A 16590-nucleotide genomic window follows, 5' to 3' on the forward strand; every position below is an offset into this window, starting at 1 on the left:
CCGGATCACCCGCATCACCCGGACCCCACAGGAGAGTTCGCGATGACGACACGACAGATGGACGCGCTGGTGATCTTCGGGGCCACCGGCGACCTCGCCAAGCTGGAGACCTTCCCCGCCCTGGTCGGCCTGGTCGACCGCGGTGTCCTCGACGTACCGATCGTCGGCGTGGCCAAGGCCGGCTGGGACCTGCAGCAGTTCCGCGGCTACGCCGAGGCCTCGCTCACCCTCAACGGCATGGACCCCAAGAGCCCCGCCGCGACCAAGATGCTCGGCCTGCTGCGCTACGTCGACGGTGACCTCGACGACGACGCCACCTACACGGCGATGTCCGAGGCCATGGGCGCCGGCGGGCGGGCCCTGTACTACCTGGAAGTACCGCCGCCGCTCTTCGGCCGGATCGCCCGGGGCATCGCCACCGCCGGCCGGGCGAAGGACGCCCGCATCATGGTCGAGAAGCCCTTCGGCACCGACCTGGCCAGCGCCCGCGAGCTCAACGCCACCATGCACGAGCACTTCCCCGAGGACGCCGTCTACCGCGTCGACCACTGGCTCGGACTCGACCCCGTCGAGAACGTGCTGTTCGCACGCTTCGCCAACTCCGTGATCGAGCCGCTGCTCAACCGCACGCACGTCGAGAGCATCCAGATCACCATGGCCGAGGCGTTCGACGTCTCCGACCGCGGCCGCTTCTACGACCGCACCGGCGCCGTCCGGGACGTGATCCAGAACCACATGCTCCAGGTCCTCGCCACCGTCCTGGCCGACCCGCCCTCCGGACAGGGCCTGAGTGCCTGGCGGGACTCCAAGGCCCTCGCCGTCACCTCGCTGCAACCGCTCGACGCCGACCACATCGTGCGCGGCCAGTACGACGGCTACCTGGACGTGGCCGGCGTCGACCCGAAGTCCACCGTCGAGACCTACGCCGCGATCCGGCTGGCCGCCGATTCCTGGCGCTGGGCCGACGTGCCGATCGTCATCCGCGCCGGGAAGTGCCTGCCGGTGACCGCCACCGAGGTCAGCATCCGCTTCCGCCGCGCCCCGCACGACGTCTTCGGGCTGCGCCCGGTGCCCGCGACCAACATGCTCCGCTTCCGGATCTGGCCCGAGACCCAGGTGGCGTTCACCCTCGCCGGCAAGCAGCCCGGCGGCGGCTGGCAGGCCAAGCACGAGGAACTGGCCTTCAGCGAGATCCCCGGATCGGACATGCGCCCCTACGACCGCCTGATCGGCGCCGCGCTGGACGGCGACCGCTGGCTGTTCGCCCGGCAGGACACGGTCGAGGCAGCCTGGCGCATCGTCGACCCCGTGCTCGGCGACGCCGTCCCGGTGCACCCCTACGCCAGGGGCACCTGGGGGCCCAAGGAGGCCGACGCCCTCCTCGCCGGCGACGACACCTGGTACGACCCGGCCGGCTGAGGCGGCCGGCCGGGCTGCGGCGGGGAGCCGCTCAGGCGGTGGCCGGTGCGACGGGCCCGGCGCCGCCCGGGGCCGCCGGGGTGAGGACGGCCTTCAGGAGGGCGGCGTCGTGGTCGCGGAGCCAGTAGGTGTCCTGGCCGAACTGCAGGGCCGTGCGGTAGCCGAGGCGGGCCTGGGTGGCGTTCTGCTGGTTCCGGCCCGCGTGGAGGACCGGGGTGGGCGGGACGATCGGGTGGATGCCCACGTCCTTGCCGCGGCCGCGCCAGGCGAGGGCCGTCGTGCCGTCGGGGGTGCGCTGGAGCAGCAGGTTGCCGAGGGTCTGGCTGCCGTCGCGCACGCCGAAGGAGAGCGTGCACAGCCGGGTGCCGGCCGCGAGGCGGGCGGCGTCGCCCTCCACCGTCCGGGTCCGGCCCAGGGCGGTGCCGGCGACGAGCTTGGCCGCCCAGCCCCGGTACACGGCCGAGGTCGGCTGGGCGCCCTCGACGCCGGGGTGGAAGGAGTGCGGGAGCAGCGCCTTGATCACTGCCTCCACCAGGAACCAGAGGACGAAGCCCAGCAGGGCGAGGCCGGGGCCGCCGAGCGCCAGCCCGGTGAAGACCAGTGCCAGTGCCAGCGCTGTCGACGCGATCAGGTGCACTGCCAGACGGACGTTCACGTGTGTTCCTCGCGGGGTTTGATCGAATGCGGATCGGTCGCGCAGACTGTAGCGCCCGGGGCCGGACTTGGCCGAACTGCTTGTCGAGAGGCGTTGCCCGCATGGCCAGGAACTCCACCCCACCCGCCGCCCGCGCGCGCGGAGCCCTGCTCCGGCTGACCGGGGTGAGCCGCTCGTACGGCGACCGGGAGGTGCTGCACCCCGTCGACCTCGACCTGGCGGCCGGTGAGTGCGTGGCGCTGCTCGGGCACAACGGCTCCGGGAAGTCGACGCTGCTGCGGGTCGCGGCGGGCCGCGACCTGCCGACCAGGGGGACGGTGCGGTTCGACGGTCTGGCGATGGACGAGAACGACCCCCGGATCCGGGCCCGGGTCGCGGTGGTCGGCGACACCGTCGCCTGCTACCCCGACCTGACCGTGCGTGAGCACCTGCTGCTGGTCGCCGTCGCGCACGGGGTCGCGGACGCCGCCGACTGGGTCGCGCAGGTGCTGGAGATGCGGGCGCTCACCGAGCGGGCCGACGCGCTGCCGTCGGCGCTCTCGTCGGGACAGATGCAGGCCCTGCTGCTGGCGTGCGCGCTGGTCCGGCCCCGCGACCTGCTGCTGCTGGACGAGCCCGAGCAGCGGCTCGACCCCGAGGCGCGTCGGCGGCTCGCCGAACTGCTGACGGCGGAGCTCGCCGACGGGGTGGCGGTGCTGCTGGTCACCCACCACACCGACCTGGCCCTGGAGGTCGCCGACCGGGTGGTGGTGCTGGAGGAGGGGCGGATCGTCAGGCAGGGTGCGCCCGCCGAGGTCCTCGCCGACACCGCGCCGGCCGGTGCCGCGTCGGCGGGTGCCCGGTGAGCCGGATCGACGCGGGGCCCGAAGCGGTGTCCGCGGAAGCGGAGGACTGGACGGCGGACGACGACTGGACCGACGAGGCCCTCGCGCTGCTGCGCGCCCTGCGCGCACCGCACCGGCGCAACCGGTTCAAGCAGATCGCGTTCGCGCTCTACTGCACCGTGCTCATCCTGGTGATCTGGGGCGGCATCCCCAGTTTCGGCCTCTTCCTCCAGGCGTCGATGGGTGCCGACTACACCGGGCACGGCCCCGAGCTGCTGGCCGCCCTGCCCAGCGGTGTCGCCGCGGTCGGGCTGGCGACCGTGCTGCTGGCGGTCCGTGACGGGCTGTGGCGGGGGCCGGTGGTGCCGCCGAGGGCCACCACCGACTGGCTGCTGGCGCACCCGGTCCGGCCGCGCCCGGTGCTGCGGCCCTGGTTCTGGCTGTCCTGCGGACTGGCCGCCTTCCCCGGACTGCTGATCGCGGTCGGCGGCATGGTGGCGCTCGGCCTGACCGTGCGGGTCGGCCTGCCCGCGGCCCTCGGCTGGTGCCTGGCCGGCGCGGTCTGCCTGCCGCTGCTGGGCGTCTGCGCGGGGCTGCTGGTGCAGCGCAGCCGGGCGGCCGCCCGCTGGGTGCGCCGGCTCACCCCGTACGCGACCGTGGTGATCCTGCTGCTCGCGGTGCAGAGCGCACTGGCGGTCGCCGGGCACCCCGTCCACTGGCTGGAGCGGGTGGAGCTGTGGTCGGGCCCGTGGGGCTGGGCGGGGATCGCCGCGCTGGCCCCGACGCCCGCGGCCGTTCCCGGCGGTGCGGTCGCGGCCGTCCTGCTGGTCGTCCCGACCGCGGTCTGCCTGGTGCTCGCGGACCGGTCCGTCGCCGCGGTGTCGCTGCCCCTGCTGCGCGAGCGGGCCAGGACGGCGGCGGGGGTGCTGGCCGCGCTGCGGACGGTCGAGCTGCGCGCCGCGCGGCTGGCCGTGGCCGGCGCCCAGGGCGGCGGCAGACAGGTGCGGCTCCGGCTGCCGGTGCCCCGGCGGTCCTGGCTGGTGCTGTACTGGCGGGACACGCTCTCGCTGCTCCGCGCGCCCGCGCGGCTCGGGCGTGCCGTGCTGCTGACCGTACCGGCCCTGCTCTGCGCGGTGCTGGCGCACGGCACCCGGGGCCCGGTCTCCTGGGGCGTCACGGCGGTCGCCCTGGTCTTCGGCTACCTGGCCGTCGCCCAGCTGCTGGAGCCCGCCCGGATCGAGACCGACGACGTGCGCCGCGCGTCCTGGTCCCCGTACCCGTTCGCCGGGCTGATGCTGCGTCACGCGGTGGTGCCCACCGTGCTCGGCCTGGTCCTGGCGGCGGCGGGGTCGGTCGTGGTGCTCGCGTCCGGGGGAGGGGCGGCGGCCTGGGTCGCGCCGCTCGCCGTGCCGGCCCTGGTCGCGGCCGGGCTGGTGAACGCCTGCCGCGGGGCGGCCCGCCGCGATCTGCTGTACCGCTCGCAGGGGGCCGGCGGGAGCACCGGGCCGCTGATGTTCGCCGCCTGGTACGCGGCCGGTCCGGCCGTCGCGGTGACGGTGCTGGCCGTGCCGTTCTCGGCGGCGCTGCGCAGCGGGTCGGCGAGCGCCCTGGGCAGGGCTGCGGCGGTCGGGGCGGCCCTGGCGGTCGTGCTGCTCCAGTGGGCGCTGATGAGGGCGGGCAAGCTGCCCGCGCAGGCGCGGCCCGGCACGGTGGGCCGGGCGTAGCGTCCGGGGAGGCGGTGGGGGAGTCTCAGCAGACGGCCGTGAGGGAGTCGACGAGGATGCCGAGCCCCTCCGTCGCCTCGTCCTCGGTGAGGGTGAGCGGGGGAGCCATCCGCAGGGTGTGGCCGTGCAGGCCGCCCTTGCCGATGAGCAGGCCGCGCCGCTTCGCCTCCTCCAGCACCCGGGCGGCCAGGGCCGGACTCGGCGCGCCGCCGTCCGGGTCCACCAGGTCCACGGCGAGCATCAGGCCCCTGCCGCGGACGTCCCCCACCACCGGGAGCTTCTCGACCGCGGTCCGCAGGCCGTCGACCAGCAGGCGGCCGAGCCGGCGCGCGTTGGCCTGGAGGTCGTGGGCGAGCAGGTAGTCCAGGGTGGCCTTCGCCGCCGCGGTCGCGACCGGGTTGCCGCCGAAGGTGGAGATGCCGTTGGCCGGGAGGGCGTCCATCAGCGCGCCGTCCGCGACGACGCCGCCGATCGCGAAGCCGTTCCCGAGCCCCTTCGCGAAGGTCATCACGTCGGGCGTCACGCCGTGCGCCTGGATGCCCCAGAAGTGCTCGCCGGTGCGGCCCCAGCCGGTCTGCACCTCGTCGGAGACCAGCAGGATCCCGTGCTCGTCGAGGATCTCCCGGTACCGCGCGAGCAGCCCGTCGGGTGCGACGGTGAAGCCGCCCACGCCCTGGACCGGCTCCGCGATCAGGCACGCGACGTCGGTGGCGGTGGCGGTGGCGAGGACCTGCCGCAGGTCGTCCGCGCAGAAGGCCAGGAACTCCTCGTCCGACAGGTGCGGGAAGCGGTCGCGGTCGGTGCCGTGCAGGTAGTGCACGTTGACCGGCGACAGCGAGGAGTTCTTCCACCCCCGGTTGCCGGTGACGGCCATCGCCCCGTACGAGCGCCCGTGGTAGCTGTTGCGCAGCGCGAGCACCTGGTCGGAGCGGCGGGCGTTGGTGGCCAGCAGCAGCGCCGTCTCGTTGGCCTCCGTCCCGGAGTTGGTGAAGAACACCTTGGCGTCCGCGATGCCCGACAGCGCGGCGATCTGCTCGGCCAATTCCACCTGGGAGCGGATCAGGTACAGCGTCGAGGTGTGCGCGACCCCGGTGCGCAGCTGCCGCTCCACGGCCTCGCGGACCTCGGGCACGTCGTAGCCGAGCATGGTGGTGAGGATGCCGGCGAAGAAATCGAGGTACGTGCGCCCGTCGGAGTCCGTGACGCGGCGGCCCCGGCCGCTCACGATCTCGATCGGCTGCTCGTAGTAGAGCGACAGCCAGGACGGCATGACCGCACGGTGGCGGCCGAGCAGGTTCGACATGCGGGGCACTCACTTCCGCGCGGACGCTTTCCGGCACGCTACCCCGGACCGGCCCGCACACCCGCGAGGCGCGGCCGACATCGCGCCTCCCCAGTCGGGCGGCCGCCGGGCGGCCCGAGGCCTGCACGTGCGGCCCGACCACCCTGTCGTCGTAGTGCAGGGCGCGCAGGGCGATCCGTTCGCGGAACCGTCCCTGGGTTCTAGCGGGCGTCGTCCTGCCGGCCGGGCGCGGGGCCGGGCGGATCGGTGTCGAGCGGTTCGAGCGGGCGGGTGGCGGGCCCCTGCACCACCGTGCCGTCGAGTGCGAAGCGCGAGCCGTGGCACGGACAGTCCCAACTCTGCTCGGCCTCGTTGAAGTGCACCGTGCAGCCCAGGTGCGTGCACCGCGCGCCCACCGTGTGCAACCGGCCCTCCCGGTCACGGCAGACCGCGACCCGGCGGCCGTGGAACCGTACCACCGCGCCCTCGCCCGCTCCGAGGTCCTGGTCGTCCGGCATGGACGGCACTCCGATCCAGTCACCCACCAGGTGTCGGGCCACCTCGGCCTGGAACTTCACCAGGGCGGGGGCCTCGCGCAGCGGTCTCAGCCGCCGGGGGTCGTACAGCGGCGCCCAGCGCGGCTCGTCGCCGATGATCACACCGGCCAGCAGCCGGCCGGCCATCACGCCACCACTCATGCCCCAGCCGTCGAAGCCGGCGGCGACGTGCACGTGCTGGGTGCCGACGTGGAAGCGGCCGACGTACGGAACACCGTCGGTGGTGGAGTTGTCCTGCGCCGCCCAACGGTAGCCGGGCCGCAGGCTCGGGAACCGCTCGCAGGCCCAGTCCGCCAGCCGGTCGTGGCGGCGGCGCACCCCGCTGCTGCCCGGGGTGAACTTCTCGCCGGTGACGATCAGCAGCCGCCTCCCGTCCCCGTAGGGCGCTGTGCGCACCGAGCGGGTGCGGTGTTCCGGCGTCACGTACATCCCCTGCGGGTCGGCGTCCTCCGGCACGGCGCCGGCGACGACCAGTTCCCGTACCGGCCGCAGACGGGCGAACAGCAGCGCCCGGTCGAAGACCGGGTAGTGGGTGGCGACCACGACCTCGGCGGCGCTCACCACCGCCCCGCCTTCGGTGGTGACCCGGCAGGGGCGACCCTCGGTCAGACCGGTCGCCCGGGTGTGCTCGAAGACCAGCCCGCCGCGGGCCACCAGGTCCTCGGCCAGCGCCAGCAGGTACCGGCGCGGGTGGAACTGCGCCTGGTCCGCCACCCGCACCGCGCCCGCCACCCGGAACGGCAGGCCGGTCTCCTCCGTGAACACCGCGGCCAGCCCGGCGTCCGCAGCCGCGCGGGCCTCCGCCCGGACGTCCTCCAGCGCGTCCTCCGTCTCGGTGTAGACGTAGCCGGGCACCCGTTCCAACTGGCAATCGACGCCGAGTTCGGCGGCCGTGCGGACGACGTGCTCGACCGCCTCCTGCTGGGACTGCGCGTACCACCGGGCCCGGTCGGTGCCCTGCTCTCGGGCCAGCCGCGCGTACCGGAGGCCGTGCAGGGCGGAGAGCTTCGCCGTGGTGTGGCCGGTGACCCCGGACGCGATCCGGTCGGCCTCGACCAAGGCGACCCGGCAGCCCGCCCGGGCGAGCTCCCCCGCGGTGCACAGCCCGGCGACCCCGCCGCCGACCACCACCGCGTCCACCTCCAGCGACTCGGTCAGCCGCGGGTACTCCGGTCCCGGCGCGGTGGCCATCCAGTACGACTCGTACGAGTCGGCTGCGGAGCCCATGTCGTCCTCCGTGCGGTGCTGCCGTACCGGGCCGCCGACCGGCCCTCCCGCTGCGCGTCTGCCCGGAAGGACGGCGTCCATCCCAGAGCCAGAGGCCCTGCCCGTGTCATTCGGCGACACCGCGACCCGGGACCGGGAGAATCGGCCCGATGGCCGGAGCGGGGACGCCGAAGAACGACCTGGACGGGCCCGGTGTACGGCCCGCCCGGGTGGACCTCGGCGGGCCCGGAGCAGGTGCCCGCCTTCTTCGCGCGCGCCCGACGGGACGGTGGTGCCGGTGGAGCGGACGCCGCCCCGTGCACCCCGGACGGTGCCGGTGCGCGGATGACGGTGGTCTTCCACGAGGCGGAGCCCGAGGAGCCCGGGGAGCCCGCAGGCCGGTGCGCTGACGGAGTCCACCCGGTCCTCGTTGATCGTCCCCTCCCGGAGTGGCGAGGAGTTCGACCCGGGCGACCGGCTGCCCCGGCTCATCGGCCGTTCGCCGCAGAACGTCCCGGGTGGTCCGGCTTGTAGGCTGGCGTGGGAAGGGTCCTGACTCTTGAAGGGGGAGCCGGGTGCGCGCCGGTCGATGGATGGCCGTGGCGGTCGGAGCCGTCGCGCTGAGCAGCCCGTCCGTCGCGCAGGCCCGCGGCGGGGGCGGTAGCCACGGGTTCAGCGGGGGCGGGGGCAGCCGTGGTGGCGGCTCCCGCGGGTCGAAGGGCAGCGGCTACGGCCATGGTTCCAGCGGCGGCTTCGGCTACGCAGCCGGAGTCGGTGTGCTCCTGACCCTGTTGGTCATCGTGGTCGTGCTCCTCCTGGTCCTGTGGCTCAGGTCCCGTCGCCGGAAGGCGGAACGGGCCGACGGCTTGAACACGGTGTCGGACCGGGCGGCGCACCGCGCGGACGCACAGGCGGGCGAACGCGCCGCCCTGGTCGAGGCCCGGGTCGACGCGCTCGCCGACACGGACGCGACCTTCGACCGCGCGGCGCTCGAGCGCCGCGCGGCATGGCTGTACGTGACTGCCCAACGCGCGTGGACGGAACACGACCACGCCACTCTGCAGGACATCCTCTCCCCGGTGCTCTACGGCAAGTGGGCCGACCAGCTGCGCGACTACAAGTCGCGTGGCGAGGTCAACGTCGTGGAAATCGTCTCCGGCCCGGAGGTCGAGTTGGTCGATGTCGCGAATCGCGCGGGCGAGCTGAACGACACCGTCACGTTCCGCATCACCGCGACGCTCGATGACTACGTGCGCCGCGAGCACGGCCGGGATGCCGTGCGGAAGGACGGATCGACGCGCCCGGTCGAGTACTGGACGCTGCGCAAGAGCTCGGCCGGAGAGTGGATCGCGTCGTCGGTGGAGCAGGCGGCCGAGGGGGCGCACCACCTGTCCAACGCCATCGAGACGGACGGCTGGGACCAGAAGGAGGTCGCCCGGGAGGCAGTGCTCGAGGTGGCCGGGAAGACCGCGGCGGCCCGGGGCGTGAGCGACGTCCTGTCGCTCACCAACGTCTCCTGGAGCACGGACGCCGACGCCGCCGCCGGCGATCTGAGTGTGCTCGACGGCCGGTTCGACAAGTCGGTGCTCGAGGTCGCCGTGGAGCGGTTCCTCGAGGAGTGGGTCATGAACGACGGCAGCCTGGACTTCACGTCCGTGCGCACCGTCGATCGAACCGTCATGCGTGACGCCCTCGTCGCATCGGTCACGGTGCGCTCGCTGGTCTCGCGCGACCCGATCGTCTTCCGTGTCGCAGTCGACGCGGAGGGCGTCTACTACGAAGTCGACCGGCGAACCGAGCAGGTGCTCCATGGTGACGCGCACGAGCGCAGGCCGATCACCCTCGCGTTCGATCTGCGGTTGGACGGCACGTCGAACGGAACGTGGACCGTGACCGCCGCACACGTGGAGTAGGCGGAGCCCGCGCAGCGCCGTGAGGCCCCTGCCGTGAGCGGCCCCTGCAACAGGGTCCGGACGGTCCGGTCGGAACTTGTGGTCGAAGACCGCCGCGACGCCTCGGTGGCGCCTCCTGAAACGGTCCACCCGTTCGAGCACGGGTGGCTCGGATGCGTCTGCTCGCCTCGGCGGAGGGGGTCACTCGTGGCAGTACGACGGCTCTGGTGCCGGTCCGGGCGGTGGTCGGCGCGGGGCCGGGCGCGTCACTCGATGGGGGTCTCACACCAGGCGGCGGCGGCCGCGGTGACGGAGGCTGGCGTGGACGTTGACTGCGTGTCGTGAGGATGGTGCCCGGGTGAGGGTGGTCGTTGATCTCAATCGTTGTCAGGGGTACGCGCAGTGCGCCTTCCTCGCGCCGGACGTCTTCAGGATGCACGGGGAGGAGGCGCTGCTCTACGCCCCCCGGGCGGGGGCCGAGCAGCGCGAGCGTCTCGCGCGGGCGGTCGCGGCGTGTCCGGTACAGGCGATCCTCGTCGACGCCGGGGACGAGGAGCGGAGCGCGCCGGTCGACGGTGAGGGCACCGCCGGAGGTGGTGGGCGGTGAACGGAGACGGGTGGCTGGAGCAGCTGCGACGCGAGGGGCGCATCGTGATCGTGGGTGCCTCCCTCGCCGGGCTGAGGGCAGCGGAGACCCTGCGGGACGAGGGCTTCACGGGTTCGCTCACACTGATCGGCGACGAGCCGTGCGGCCCGTACGACCGGCCGCCGCTGTCGAAGCAGGTACTGCTGGGCATGGCGTCCGCCGAGCACACCGCGCTGCCGCGACGGCGGGAGCTGGATGCGCACTGGCGGCTCGGCAGCGCGGCGACCGGGCTGGACATGGCCGCTCGGCGGGTGAAGCTGGCCGACGGCGACGAGGTGGAGTACGACCGGCTGCTGATCACGACCGGGGTGCGGGCCCGCCCCTGGCCGCACCCGGCCGAGGCCGCCCTGGACGGCGTGTTCGTGCTGCGCGGCCGCGACGACTCCGCGGCGCTGGAGCGCCGCCTGGCGGCGGGCCCGCGCCGGGTGCTGGTGATCGGGGCCGGGTTCACGGGTTCGGAGATCGCCTCGGCGTGCCGGGAACGCGGTCTGGCCGTCACCGTCGCCGAGCGCGGGTCCGCGCCGCTGGTGGGCGCGTTGGGCGGGGTGATCGGCGAGGTGGCGACGCAGATGCACCTCGACGCCGGGGTCGACCTGCGGTGCTCGGTGACCGTCACCGCCCTGCAGGGCGACGCGGCGGGCCGGGTCCGCTCGGTCGCCCTGTCGGACGGTTCGACGGTCGACGCCGACGTCGTCGTCGTCTCGCTCGGCGCGATCCGCAACACCGACTGGCTCGCCGGTTCGGGGCTGGGCGCCGGTCCGCGCGGGATCGCCTGCGACGCCGGCTGCCGGGCGTTCGACGTGCGCGGCATCGTCACCGACGACGTGTTCGTGGCCGGCGACGTGGCGCGCGCGCCGCACCCGCTGTTCGGCTACCAGTTCCTCTCCCTGGAGCACTGGGGCAACGCCGTCGAGCAGGCACAGATCGCCGCGCACAACATGATCAGTGCCGCCCACGACCGGCGACCCCACCTGTGGGTGCCGGCCTTCTGGTCGTCCCAGTTCGGGGTGAACATCAAGTCGGTCGGGGTGCCGTCGATGGGTGAGGAGATCATGGTCACCCAGGGCTCCCTCACCGGGCGCCGCTTCACCGCGGTGTACGGGCACCAGGGGCGGGTGATCGGCGCGGTCACCTTCGACCACGGCCGCTGGCTCCCGTTCTACGAGGACCTGATCCAGCGCACCGCTCCCTTCCCGCCGCCGTTCCCGACCATGGACCCGCCCAAGGAGGGCGCAGGGCCGCGCCCGGCCGGGTTCCCCGACCCGTCCGTGCCCACGCACGGCCCCACGGTCACCGTCAGCGGCTACTCCCCGGCCGACCGGACCGTCGCCTTCACCCCCGGCCGGGCCTGACCGGCGCCCGCCTGCCTGCCCCTGCCCCTGCCCCTGCGCCTGCCGCCTGCCGCGTGCCGCCCGCCGCGTACCGCACGACGTGCGTGGTGCCCCACCGATCCGAGGACCGCCGTGACCGACCTCTCGCTGTTGCAACAGATCACCGACTACTCGAACCGCCACGACCCGTACCCGCTGTACGCCCGCCTGCGGGAGAAGCCGGTCCACCACGACGCGACCGGCCCGTACGCGGTCGGCGGCTACCACCTGGTGCGCGCCCTGCTCCACGATCCGCGGATCAGTTCCGAGCGCCGCTACCGGACAGTGCCGGACACGGCCGTGTCCGGGGAGCAGGGGGACGACACCGGCGGCGTGCTGCCGCCGAACTTCCTGCGGCTGGACCCGCCCGAGCACGACCGGCTGCGGGCCATCACCAACCGCCCCTTCGGCCCGCCGCACAGCCCGCACCGCGTCGACGGCATGCGCGGCGAACTGAAGACCATCGTCACCGACCTCGTCGACGCCCTGGACGGCGACGAGATCGACCTGGTCGAGCGCTTCTCCTACCCGTTCCCGGTGACCGTGATCTGCCGCCTCCTGGGCATCCCGCGCGAGGACGAGAGCCGCTTCCACGGCTGGGCCGACACCCTCGTCGCCACCCTCGACCCTCTGCCGGGCCAGGACGCCACCGAGCGCGACCGCTCAGCCCAGCAGGCCCGGATCGAACTCGGTCTCTACCTGAACGGGCTGATCGAAGAACGCCGCAAGACGCCCGGCGACGACATGCTCTCCCAACTCGCCGTCGGCGACGGCCCCGAGGGGCGGATGAGCAGCATGGAGGTGCTCAGCACCGCCGCCCTCCTGCTCATCGCCGGGCACGAGACCACCGTCAACCTGATCACCAACGGCATGCTCACCCTGCTGCGCCACCCGGAGGTGCTGGAGCGGCTGCGCGCCGACGAGCGGCTGGCGGTGCCTCTGGTGGAGGAGCTGCTGCGGTACGAGCCGCCGGTGCAGATGATCCCCAGCCGTACGCCGATCACCGACATCGAGGTGGCCGGCACGACCATCCCCAAGGGGGCGCCGCTCTGGCTGGTGGTGGCCGCGGGCAACCGCGACCCGAAGCGGTTCGCGGACCCGGACCGCTTCGACCCCGACCGGGTGGACATCCAGCACCTCGGCCTCGGCAGCGGCATCCACAGCTGCTTCGGCGCGCCGCTCGCCCGCCTGGAGGCGCAGTTGGCGCTGGCTGAGCTCGCCCGCCGGCTGGAGCGGCCGAGGCTGGTGGAGGACCCGCCGCCGTACCGCACCAACGCGGTGCTGCGCGGGCCCCGGCAGCTGCGGCTCGCGATCGACGGCGTGCGGCGCTGACGGGGTGTCGGGCCCGACCGACTGCTCGTGGACGTCCTTCCGGCCTGTCGTCGCCGGGACTCCGCGGTCACCTCGGGTCGCTCCCCGCCGCGGGTCTAGGGTGGTGAGCGTGCCCGATGCCGATGACGTCCGCCGTATCGCCCTGCGCCTCCCGGAGACCGTGGAGAAGGAGGCATGGGGCATGCCGACCTTCAGGTTCGCCGGGAAGATGTTCATCACGGTCCCGGACGATCAGACCTCGTTCGCGGTGCGGTGCCCGAAGCACGAACGGGCGGAGTTGATCGCTGCCGAGCCGGAGAAGTTCTGGGTTCCCGCCCACGAGGCGTCCTCCGCCTGGGTGCGCGTGCGGCTCGGAGCCCTGGAGGACGTGAACGAGTTGTACGACATCCTCGTGGACTCCTGGAAGCAGGCCGCGCCGGACGGCCTCCTGGAGACCTCCCCCGGGCTGGGAGCGGCGTCGGAAGGCCCGGACGAGCGAAGCCGGTGACCCGGCCGGACGGCCCACGCCGACGTCCGCTGCGCCAACGCCAAGGAGGACTGCGCCGAGACCGTCCGGCGCGGGCGGCGTCCCCCGACCAACTGGCCGACGTACTCCAGCAGCCCTCCGCAGCGCGGAGAGCCGCCGGATGCCGAACGTCGACCTCAGAGCTTGGGGTCGAAGACCGCCGTGACGGGCGCGTGGTCGGACCAGCGCTCGGCGTGGGTGGCGGCGCGCTCGACGAAGGCCTCGGTGGCGCGGGCGGCGAGGCCGGGGCTGGCCATGAGGTAGTCGATGCGCCAGCCGGCGTCGTTGTCGAAGGCGCGGCCGCGGTAGGACCACCAGGAGTAGGGGCCCTCCTGGTCGGGGTTGAGCTGTCGGACGACGTCGACGTAGCCGGCCTCGTCGAGGACGCGGCCGAACCAGGCGCGCTCCTCGGGGAGGAAGCCGGCCTTCTTCTGGTTGGCCTTCCAGTTCTTGAGGTCGGCCTCGCGGTGGGCGATGTTCCAGTCGCCGCAGACCACGACCTCGCGGCCCTCCTCGGCCGACCGGGTGCGCAGCTCGGCGAGGTGGACGAGGAATTCCGCCATGAAGCGTTCCTTCTCGTCCTGGCGTTCGGTGCCGACCTCGCCGGAGGGGAGGTACAGGCTGGCCACGGTCAGACCGGGGAGGTCGATTTCGGCATATCTGCCCGAATTGTCGAATTCGGCGGACCCGAAGCCGATCTGCCGGCGCTCCGGCTCGCGGCGGGAGAGCACGGCCACGCCGGCCCGCCCCTTCGCGGCGGCGGGCGCCCAGACCGCGTGCCAGCCCTCCATCCCCGCCAGCACCTCGGCGAACTGCCCGACCTCCGCCCGTACCTCCTGGAGGCACACCACCTCGGACTTGGTGGCGGCGAGCCACTCGAGGAAGCCCTTCTTGGCGGCCGCACGGATGCCGTTCACGTTCACGCTGGTAACCCTGGTCACCCAGCGAGGGTACCCGGCGTTCGCCGCGAGTCCGGCCACTGGTCTTGACGTCATTGGTCTTGACCATCTCCGCCGCCACCCCCTAGGGTCACTTACTGCAAAGACCTTTAATAAAGAAGGACGGATAAAGCCCGCCCTCCCCACCTGCCGAAACGGGGGAGCCGGGCGGCCGCCTTTCAGGGTGGAGGACACGGTGGGGCAAGGACAGCTCACGGCAGTACCGGAGCCGAAGTACTGGCACCTGCGTACGGTGCTGGTGCGCACCATCGACTCGGAGTTCTCCACCGGCCAGGTCCTGCCGAACGAGCGTGAGCTCGCCGCCCGCTTCGGCGTGGCCCGGGCCACCCTGCGCCAGGCCCTCGACCAGCTGGAGCTGGAGGGCCGGCTGGTCCGCCGCCGCGGCATCGGCACGCTGATCGCCGCCCCGCGGGTCGGCGTCCCCGTCAACGGGCGGGAGGCGAGCTGGCCGGGCTCGGCGCGCAGCCAGGCCTGGCGGATCGTCGACTGCGTGACCTCCCCCGCCTCCGCGCAGCTGGCCCGCGCGCTCGGCGTGGCCGAGGGCGCGCCGGTGCACACCCTGCGCCGCCTGCGCCTGGTCCAGGGCGTCACCATGGCCACCGAGTCGCTGCACGTGCCGGCCGCCGCGCTGCCGCACCTCGCCGAGTTCGCCGCCGAGAGCGACCGGGCCCGCGCGATGCTGCGCCAGCTGGAGCGGCTCGGCATCGACGGCGAGTCCCGCTCGGTCGAGCTGGGCGTCGCCGAGGCCGACTCGGCCGCGCTGCTGGAGCGCCCCCCGGGCACCCCGGTGCTGGTGGTCACCACTCAGTACGCCGCGAGTGGCAGGCTCGCCGCGCTGGCCGTCTCCACCTACCGCGCCGACACCTGCAAGCTGACCTTCGGTGAGACCGGCCTGGTCGAGGTCACCCCGGTCCAGTCCGACGTCCCGGTCCGCTCCGCCTCCTGAGCGCGGCCGAAGGACGACAGGCAGAGCGGAGGGCCCGTGCGCACCCGGTGCGCACGGGCCCTCCGGCGTTCCCGGGTGCCGCTACCGCGCCGGTGGGGGGTCGACGGCGAAGAGCTGTTCCTCGACGTGGTCGAGGGCGACGCGCAGGGCGCCCATCGCGACGACCTCGGAGCCGAGGGCGGCGAGGGCGACCTCGGGGGCGCGCAGGGTGTAGAGCGAGAGCTGCTCGCGCAGCGGTTCGAGGACGCCGTCGAGGCCGGCGGCCCAGCCGCCGACGACGACCAGTTCGGGGTCGAGGGCGAGGACCAGCGCGGTCACGTCGTGCACCAGGCGGCGCAGGAAGCGGTCGGTGGCGACCTGGGCGACCTCGTCGCCCTCGCGGGCGAGCCGCAGCACCCGGGCGACGGCGGCCTCGTCCAGCGGGTCGAGCGGCTTGCCGGTGGTGGAGAGCAGCCGCTCCGGGGTGGCCTCCTGGCCCAGCAGGTGCAGCGCGCCGATCTCGCCGGCCGCGCCGCCGAAGCCGCGGTGCAGCCGCCCGCCGATCAGCGAACCGGCGCCGGGGCTGAGTCCGGCCATGACGAAGACGATGTCGTCCTTGCCGACCGCCGCGCCCTTCCACTGTTCGGCGATGGCGGCGAGGTTGGCGTCGTTCTCGATCACCACGGGGCAGCGGAAGGAGCGGCGCAGCCGGGCGCCGAGGTCCAGGCCGGTCCAGCCGGGGATCGCGGTGCCGAGCTTGACGGTGCCGTCCCGGTCGACGATGCCGGGGGTGCCGACGGCGACCGACCAGAGGTTGTCGCGCGAGACGCCGGCCTTGCGCAGCACCTCGACGACGGTGGTGCGGACCAGGCCGAGCCGCTCCTCGGCGTCGAGGGTCTCGTCGACCTGCTTGGCGTGGCTGCCGAGCAGCTCGCCGGTGAGGTCGGCGAGGATGACCCGGATGTCGTGGACCCCTATTTCGATGCCGAGCACGTGCCCGGCCTCGGCCCGGAAGCGGAACCAGCGGGCCGGCCGTCCGCGCTGACGCCCCGACTCCTGCGCCTGGTCCACCTCGGCGACCAGACCGGACTGCACCAGGCCCTCGATCACACCCTCGACCGTGGGGCGGGACAGCCCGGTGTCGCCGACCAGCTGGGTGAGGGTGAGCGACTGCCCGTCGCGCAGCGCCCGCAGGGTGACCGCCGCGTTGATCCGCCGCAGCAGCGAGGAGTCCCCTCCGGTGAGCCGATCCGCCAAGTCGCTGCCCTTCCGCGTTCGCGCGACTGCCCTGGCG

14 protein-coding genes are annotated in these 16590 nt (G+C 73.9%); 9 read left to right on the top strand and 5 right to left on the bottom strand.

Going from position 1 to position 16590, the window contains the following annotated elements; all coding sequences use genetic code 11:
• The first annotated feature begins 42 nt into the window (after positions 1-42).
• Positions 43-1419: a glucose-6-phosphate dehydrogenase gene (gene zwf / locus ABEB06_RS33680; RefSeq protein WP_345700706.1), complete on the top strand. Its 1377-nt coding sequence runs from the start codon at positions 43-45 to the stop codon at positions 1417-1419.
• Positions 1420-1450: 31 nt separating this feature from the next.
• On the opposite strand, the gene ABEB06_RS33685 is transcribed toward zwf, so the two are convergent.
• On the bottom strand, positions 1451-2074 hold the full coding sequence (locus tag ABEB06_RS33685; RefSeq protein WP_345700707.1) for a hypothetical protein: 624 nt from the start codon (positions 2072-2074) through the stop codon (positions 1451-1453).
• 101 nt (positions 2075-2175) lie between these two features.
• Between ABEB06_RS33685 and ABEB06_RS33690 the strand changes: the two genes are divergently transcribed.
• Together ABEB06_RS33690 and ABEB06_RS33695 are read left to right on the top strand one after the other, a co-directional pair.
• Complete coding sequence (locus ABEB06_RS33690; protein ID WP_345700708.1) at positions 2176-2919, top strand: ABC transporter ATP-binding protein; 744 nt, start codon at positions 2176-2178, stop codon at positions 2917-2919.
• Positions 2920-2945: 26 nt separating this feature from the next.
• Positions 2946-4622: a hypothetical protein gene (locus tag ABEB06_RS33695; protein ID WP_345700709.1), complete on the top strand. Its 1677-nt coding sequence runs from the start codon at positions 2946-2948 to the stop codon at positions 4620-4622.
• A 25-nt stretch (positions 4623-4647) separates the two neighbouring features.
• Here the strand turns inward: ABEB06_RS33695 and ABEB06_RS33700 are convergent, their stop codons facing one another.
• Together ABEB06_RS33700 and ABEB06_RS33705 are read right to left on the bottom strand one after the other, a co-directional pair.
• The gene (locus tag ABEB06_RS33700; protein ID WP_345700710.1) at positions 4648-5925 is read right to left on the bottom strand and encodes an aspartate aminotransferase family protein; all 1278 of its coding nucleotides are present in this window, start codon (positions 5923-5925) and stop codon (positions 4648-4650) included.
• A gap of 200 nt (positions 5926-6125) precedes the next feature.
• Complete coding sequence (locus tag ABEB06_RS33705; protein ID WP_345700711.1) at positions 6126-7688, bottom strand: FAD-dependent oxidoreductase; 1563 nt, start codon at positions 7686-7688, stop codon at positions 6126-6128.
• A 755-nt stretch (positions 7689-8443) separates the two neighbouring features.
• Here ABEB06_RS33705 and ABEB06_RS33710 point away from each other — a divergent pair.
• The 5 genes from ABEB06_RS33710 (at position 8444) to ABEB06_RS33730 (ending at position 13394) form a co-directional block, all read left to right on the top strand.
• Positions 8444-9580, top strand: a complete 1137-nt coding sequence (locus tag ABEB06_RS33710; protein ID WP_345700712.1) for a TIM44-like domain-containing protein — start codon at positions 8444-8446, stop codon at positions 9578-9580.
• Positions 9581-9917: 337 nt separating this feature from the next.
• On the top strand, positions 9918-10166 hold the full coding sequence (locus ABEB06_RS33715; RefSeq protein ID WP_345700713.1) for a ferredoxin: 249 nt from the start codon (positions 9918-9920) through the stop codon (positions 10164-10166).
• Positions 10163-11557: an NAD(P)/FAD-dependent oxidoreductase gene (locus ABEB06_RS33720; RefSeq protein ID WP_345700714.1), complete on the top strand. Its 1395-nt coding sequence runs from the start codon at positions 10163-10165 to the stop codon at positions 11555-11557. Before ABEB06_RS33715 ends, ABEB06_RS33720 begins: the two co-directional genes overlap by 4 nt.
• A 111-nt stretch (positions 11558-11668) precedes the next feature.
• Positions 11669-12907, top strand: a complete 1239-nt coding sequence (locus ABEB06_RS33725; RefSeq protein WP_345700715.1) for a cytochrome P450 — start codon at positions 11669-11671, stop codon at positions 12905-12907.
• Positions 12908-13016: 109 nt separating this feature from the next.
• Positions 13017-13394: an MmcQ/YjbR family DNA-binding protein gene (locus ABEB06_RS33730; protein ID WP_345700716.1), complete on the top strand. Its 378-nt coding sequence runs from the start codon at positions 13017-13019 to the stop codon at positions 13392-13394.
• A gap of 155 nt (positions 13395-13549) precedes the next feature.
• Here ABEB06_RS33730 and ABEB06_RS33735 read toward each other — a convergent pair whose 3' ends face one another.
• Positions 13550-14353, bottom strand: coding sequence for an exodeoxyribonuclease III (locus ABEB06_RS33735; protein WP_345700717.1), 804 nt, complete (start codon positions 14351-14353; stop codon positions 13550-13552).
• A gap of 193 nt (positions 14354-14546) precedes the next feature.
• Here ABEB06_RS33735 and ABEB06_RS33740 point away from each other — a divergent pair, with 193 nt between their 5' ends.
• Positions 14547-15317, top strand: coding sequence for a GntR family transcriptional regulator (locus ABEB06_RS33740; protein ID WP_345700718.1), 771 nt, complete (start codon positions 14547-14549; stop codon positions 15315-15317).
• 81 nt (positions 15318-15398) lie between these two features.
• On the opposite strand, the gene ABEB06_RS33745 is transcribed toward ABEB06_RS33740, so the two are convergent.
• Entirely contained in the window at positions 15399-16553 is a 1155-nt protein-coding gene (locus ABEB06_RS33745; RefSeq protein ID WP_345700719.1) for an ROK family protein, read from the bottom strand.
• Positions 16554-16590: the final 37 nt, after the last annotated feature.

Source organism: Kitasatospora terrestris (assembly GCF_039542905.1).
GTDB classification, from domain to species: domain Bacteria; phylum Actinomycetota; class Actinomycetes; order Streptomycetales; family Streptomycetaceae; genus Kitasatospora; species Kitasatospora terrestris.

Excerpts from the sequence above, each read along its gene's own strand:
- ABEB06_RS33690 (WP_345700708.1), top strand. The coding sequence starts at position 2,176 with ATGGCCAGGAACTCCACCCCACCCGCCGCCCGCGCGCGCGGAGCCCTG.
- ABEB06_RS33705 (WP_345700711.1), bottom strand. The coding sequence starts at position 7,688 with ATGGGCTCCGCAGCCGACTCGTACGAGTCGTACTGGATGGCCACCGCG.
- ABEB06_RS33700 (WP_345700710.1), bottom strand. The coding sequence starts at position 5,925 with ATGTCGAACCTGCTCGGCCGCCACCGTGCGGTCATGCCGTCCTGGCTG.
- zwf (WP_345700706.1), top strand. The coding sequence starts at position 43 with ATGACGACACGACAGATGGACGCGCTGGTGATCTTCGGGGCCACCGGC.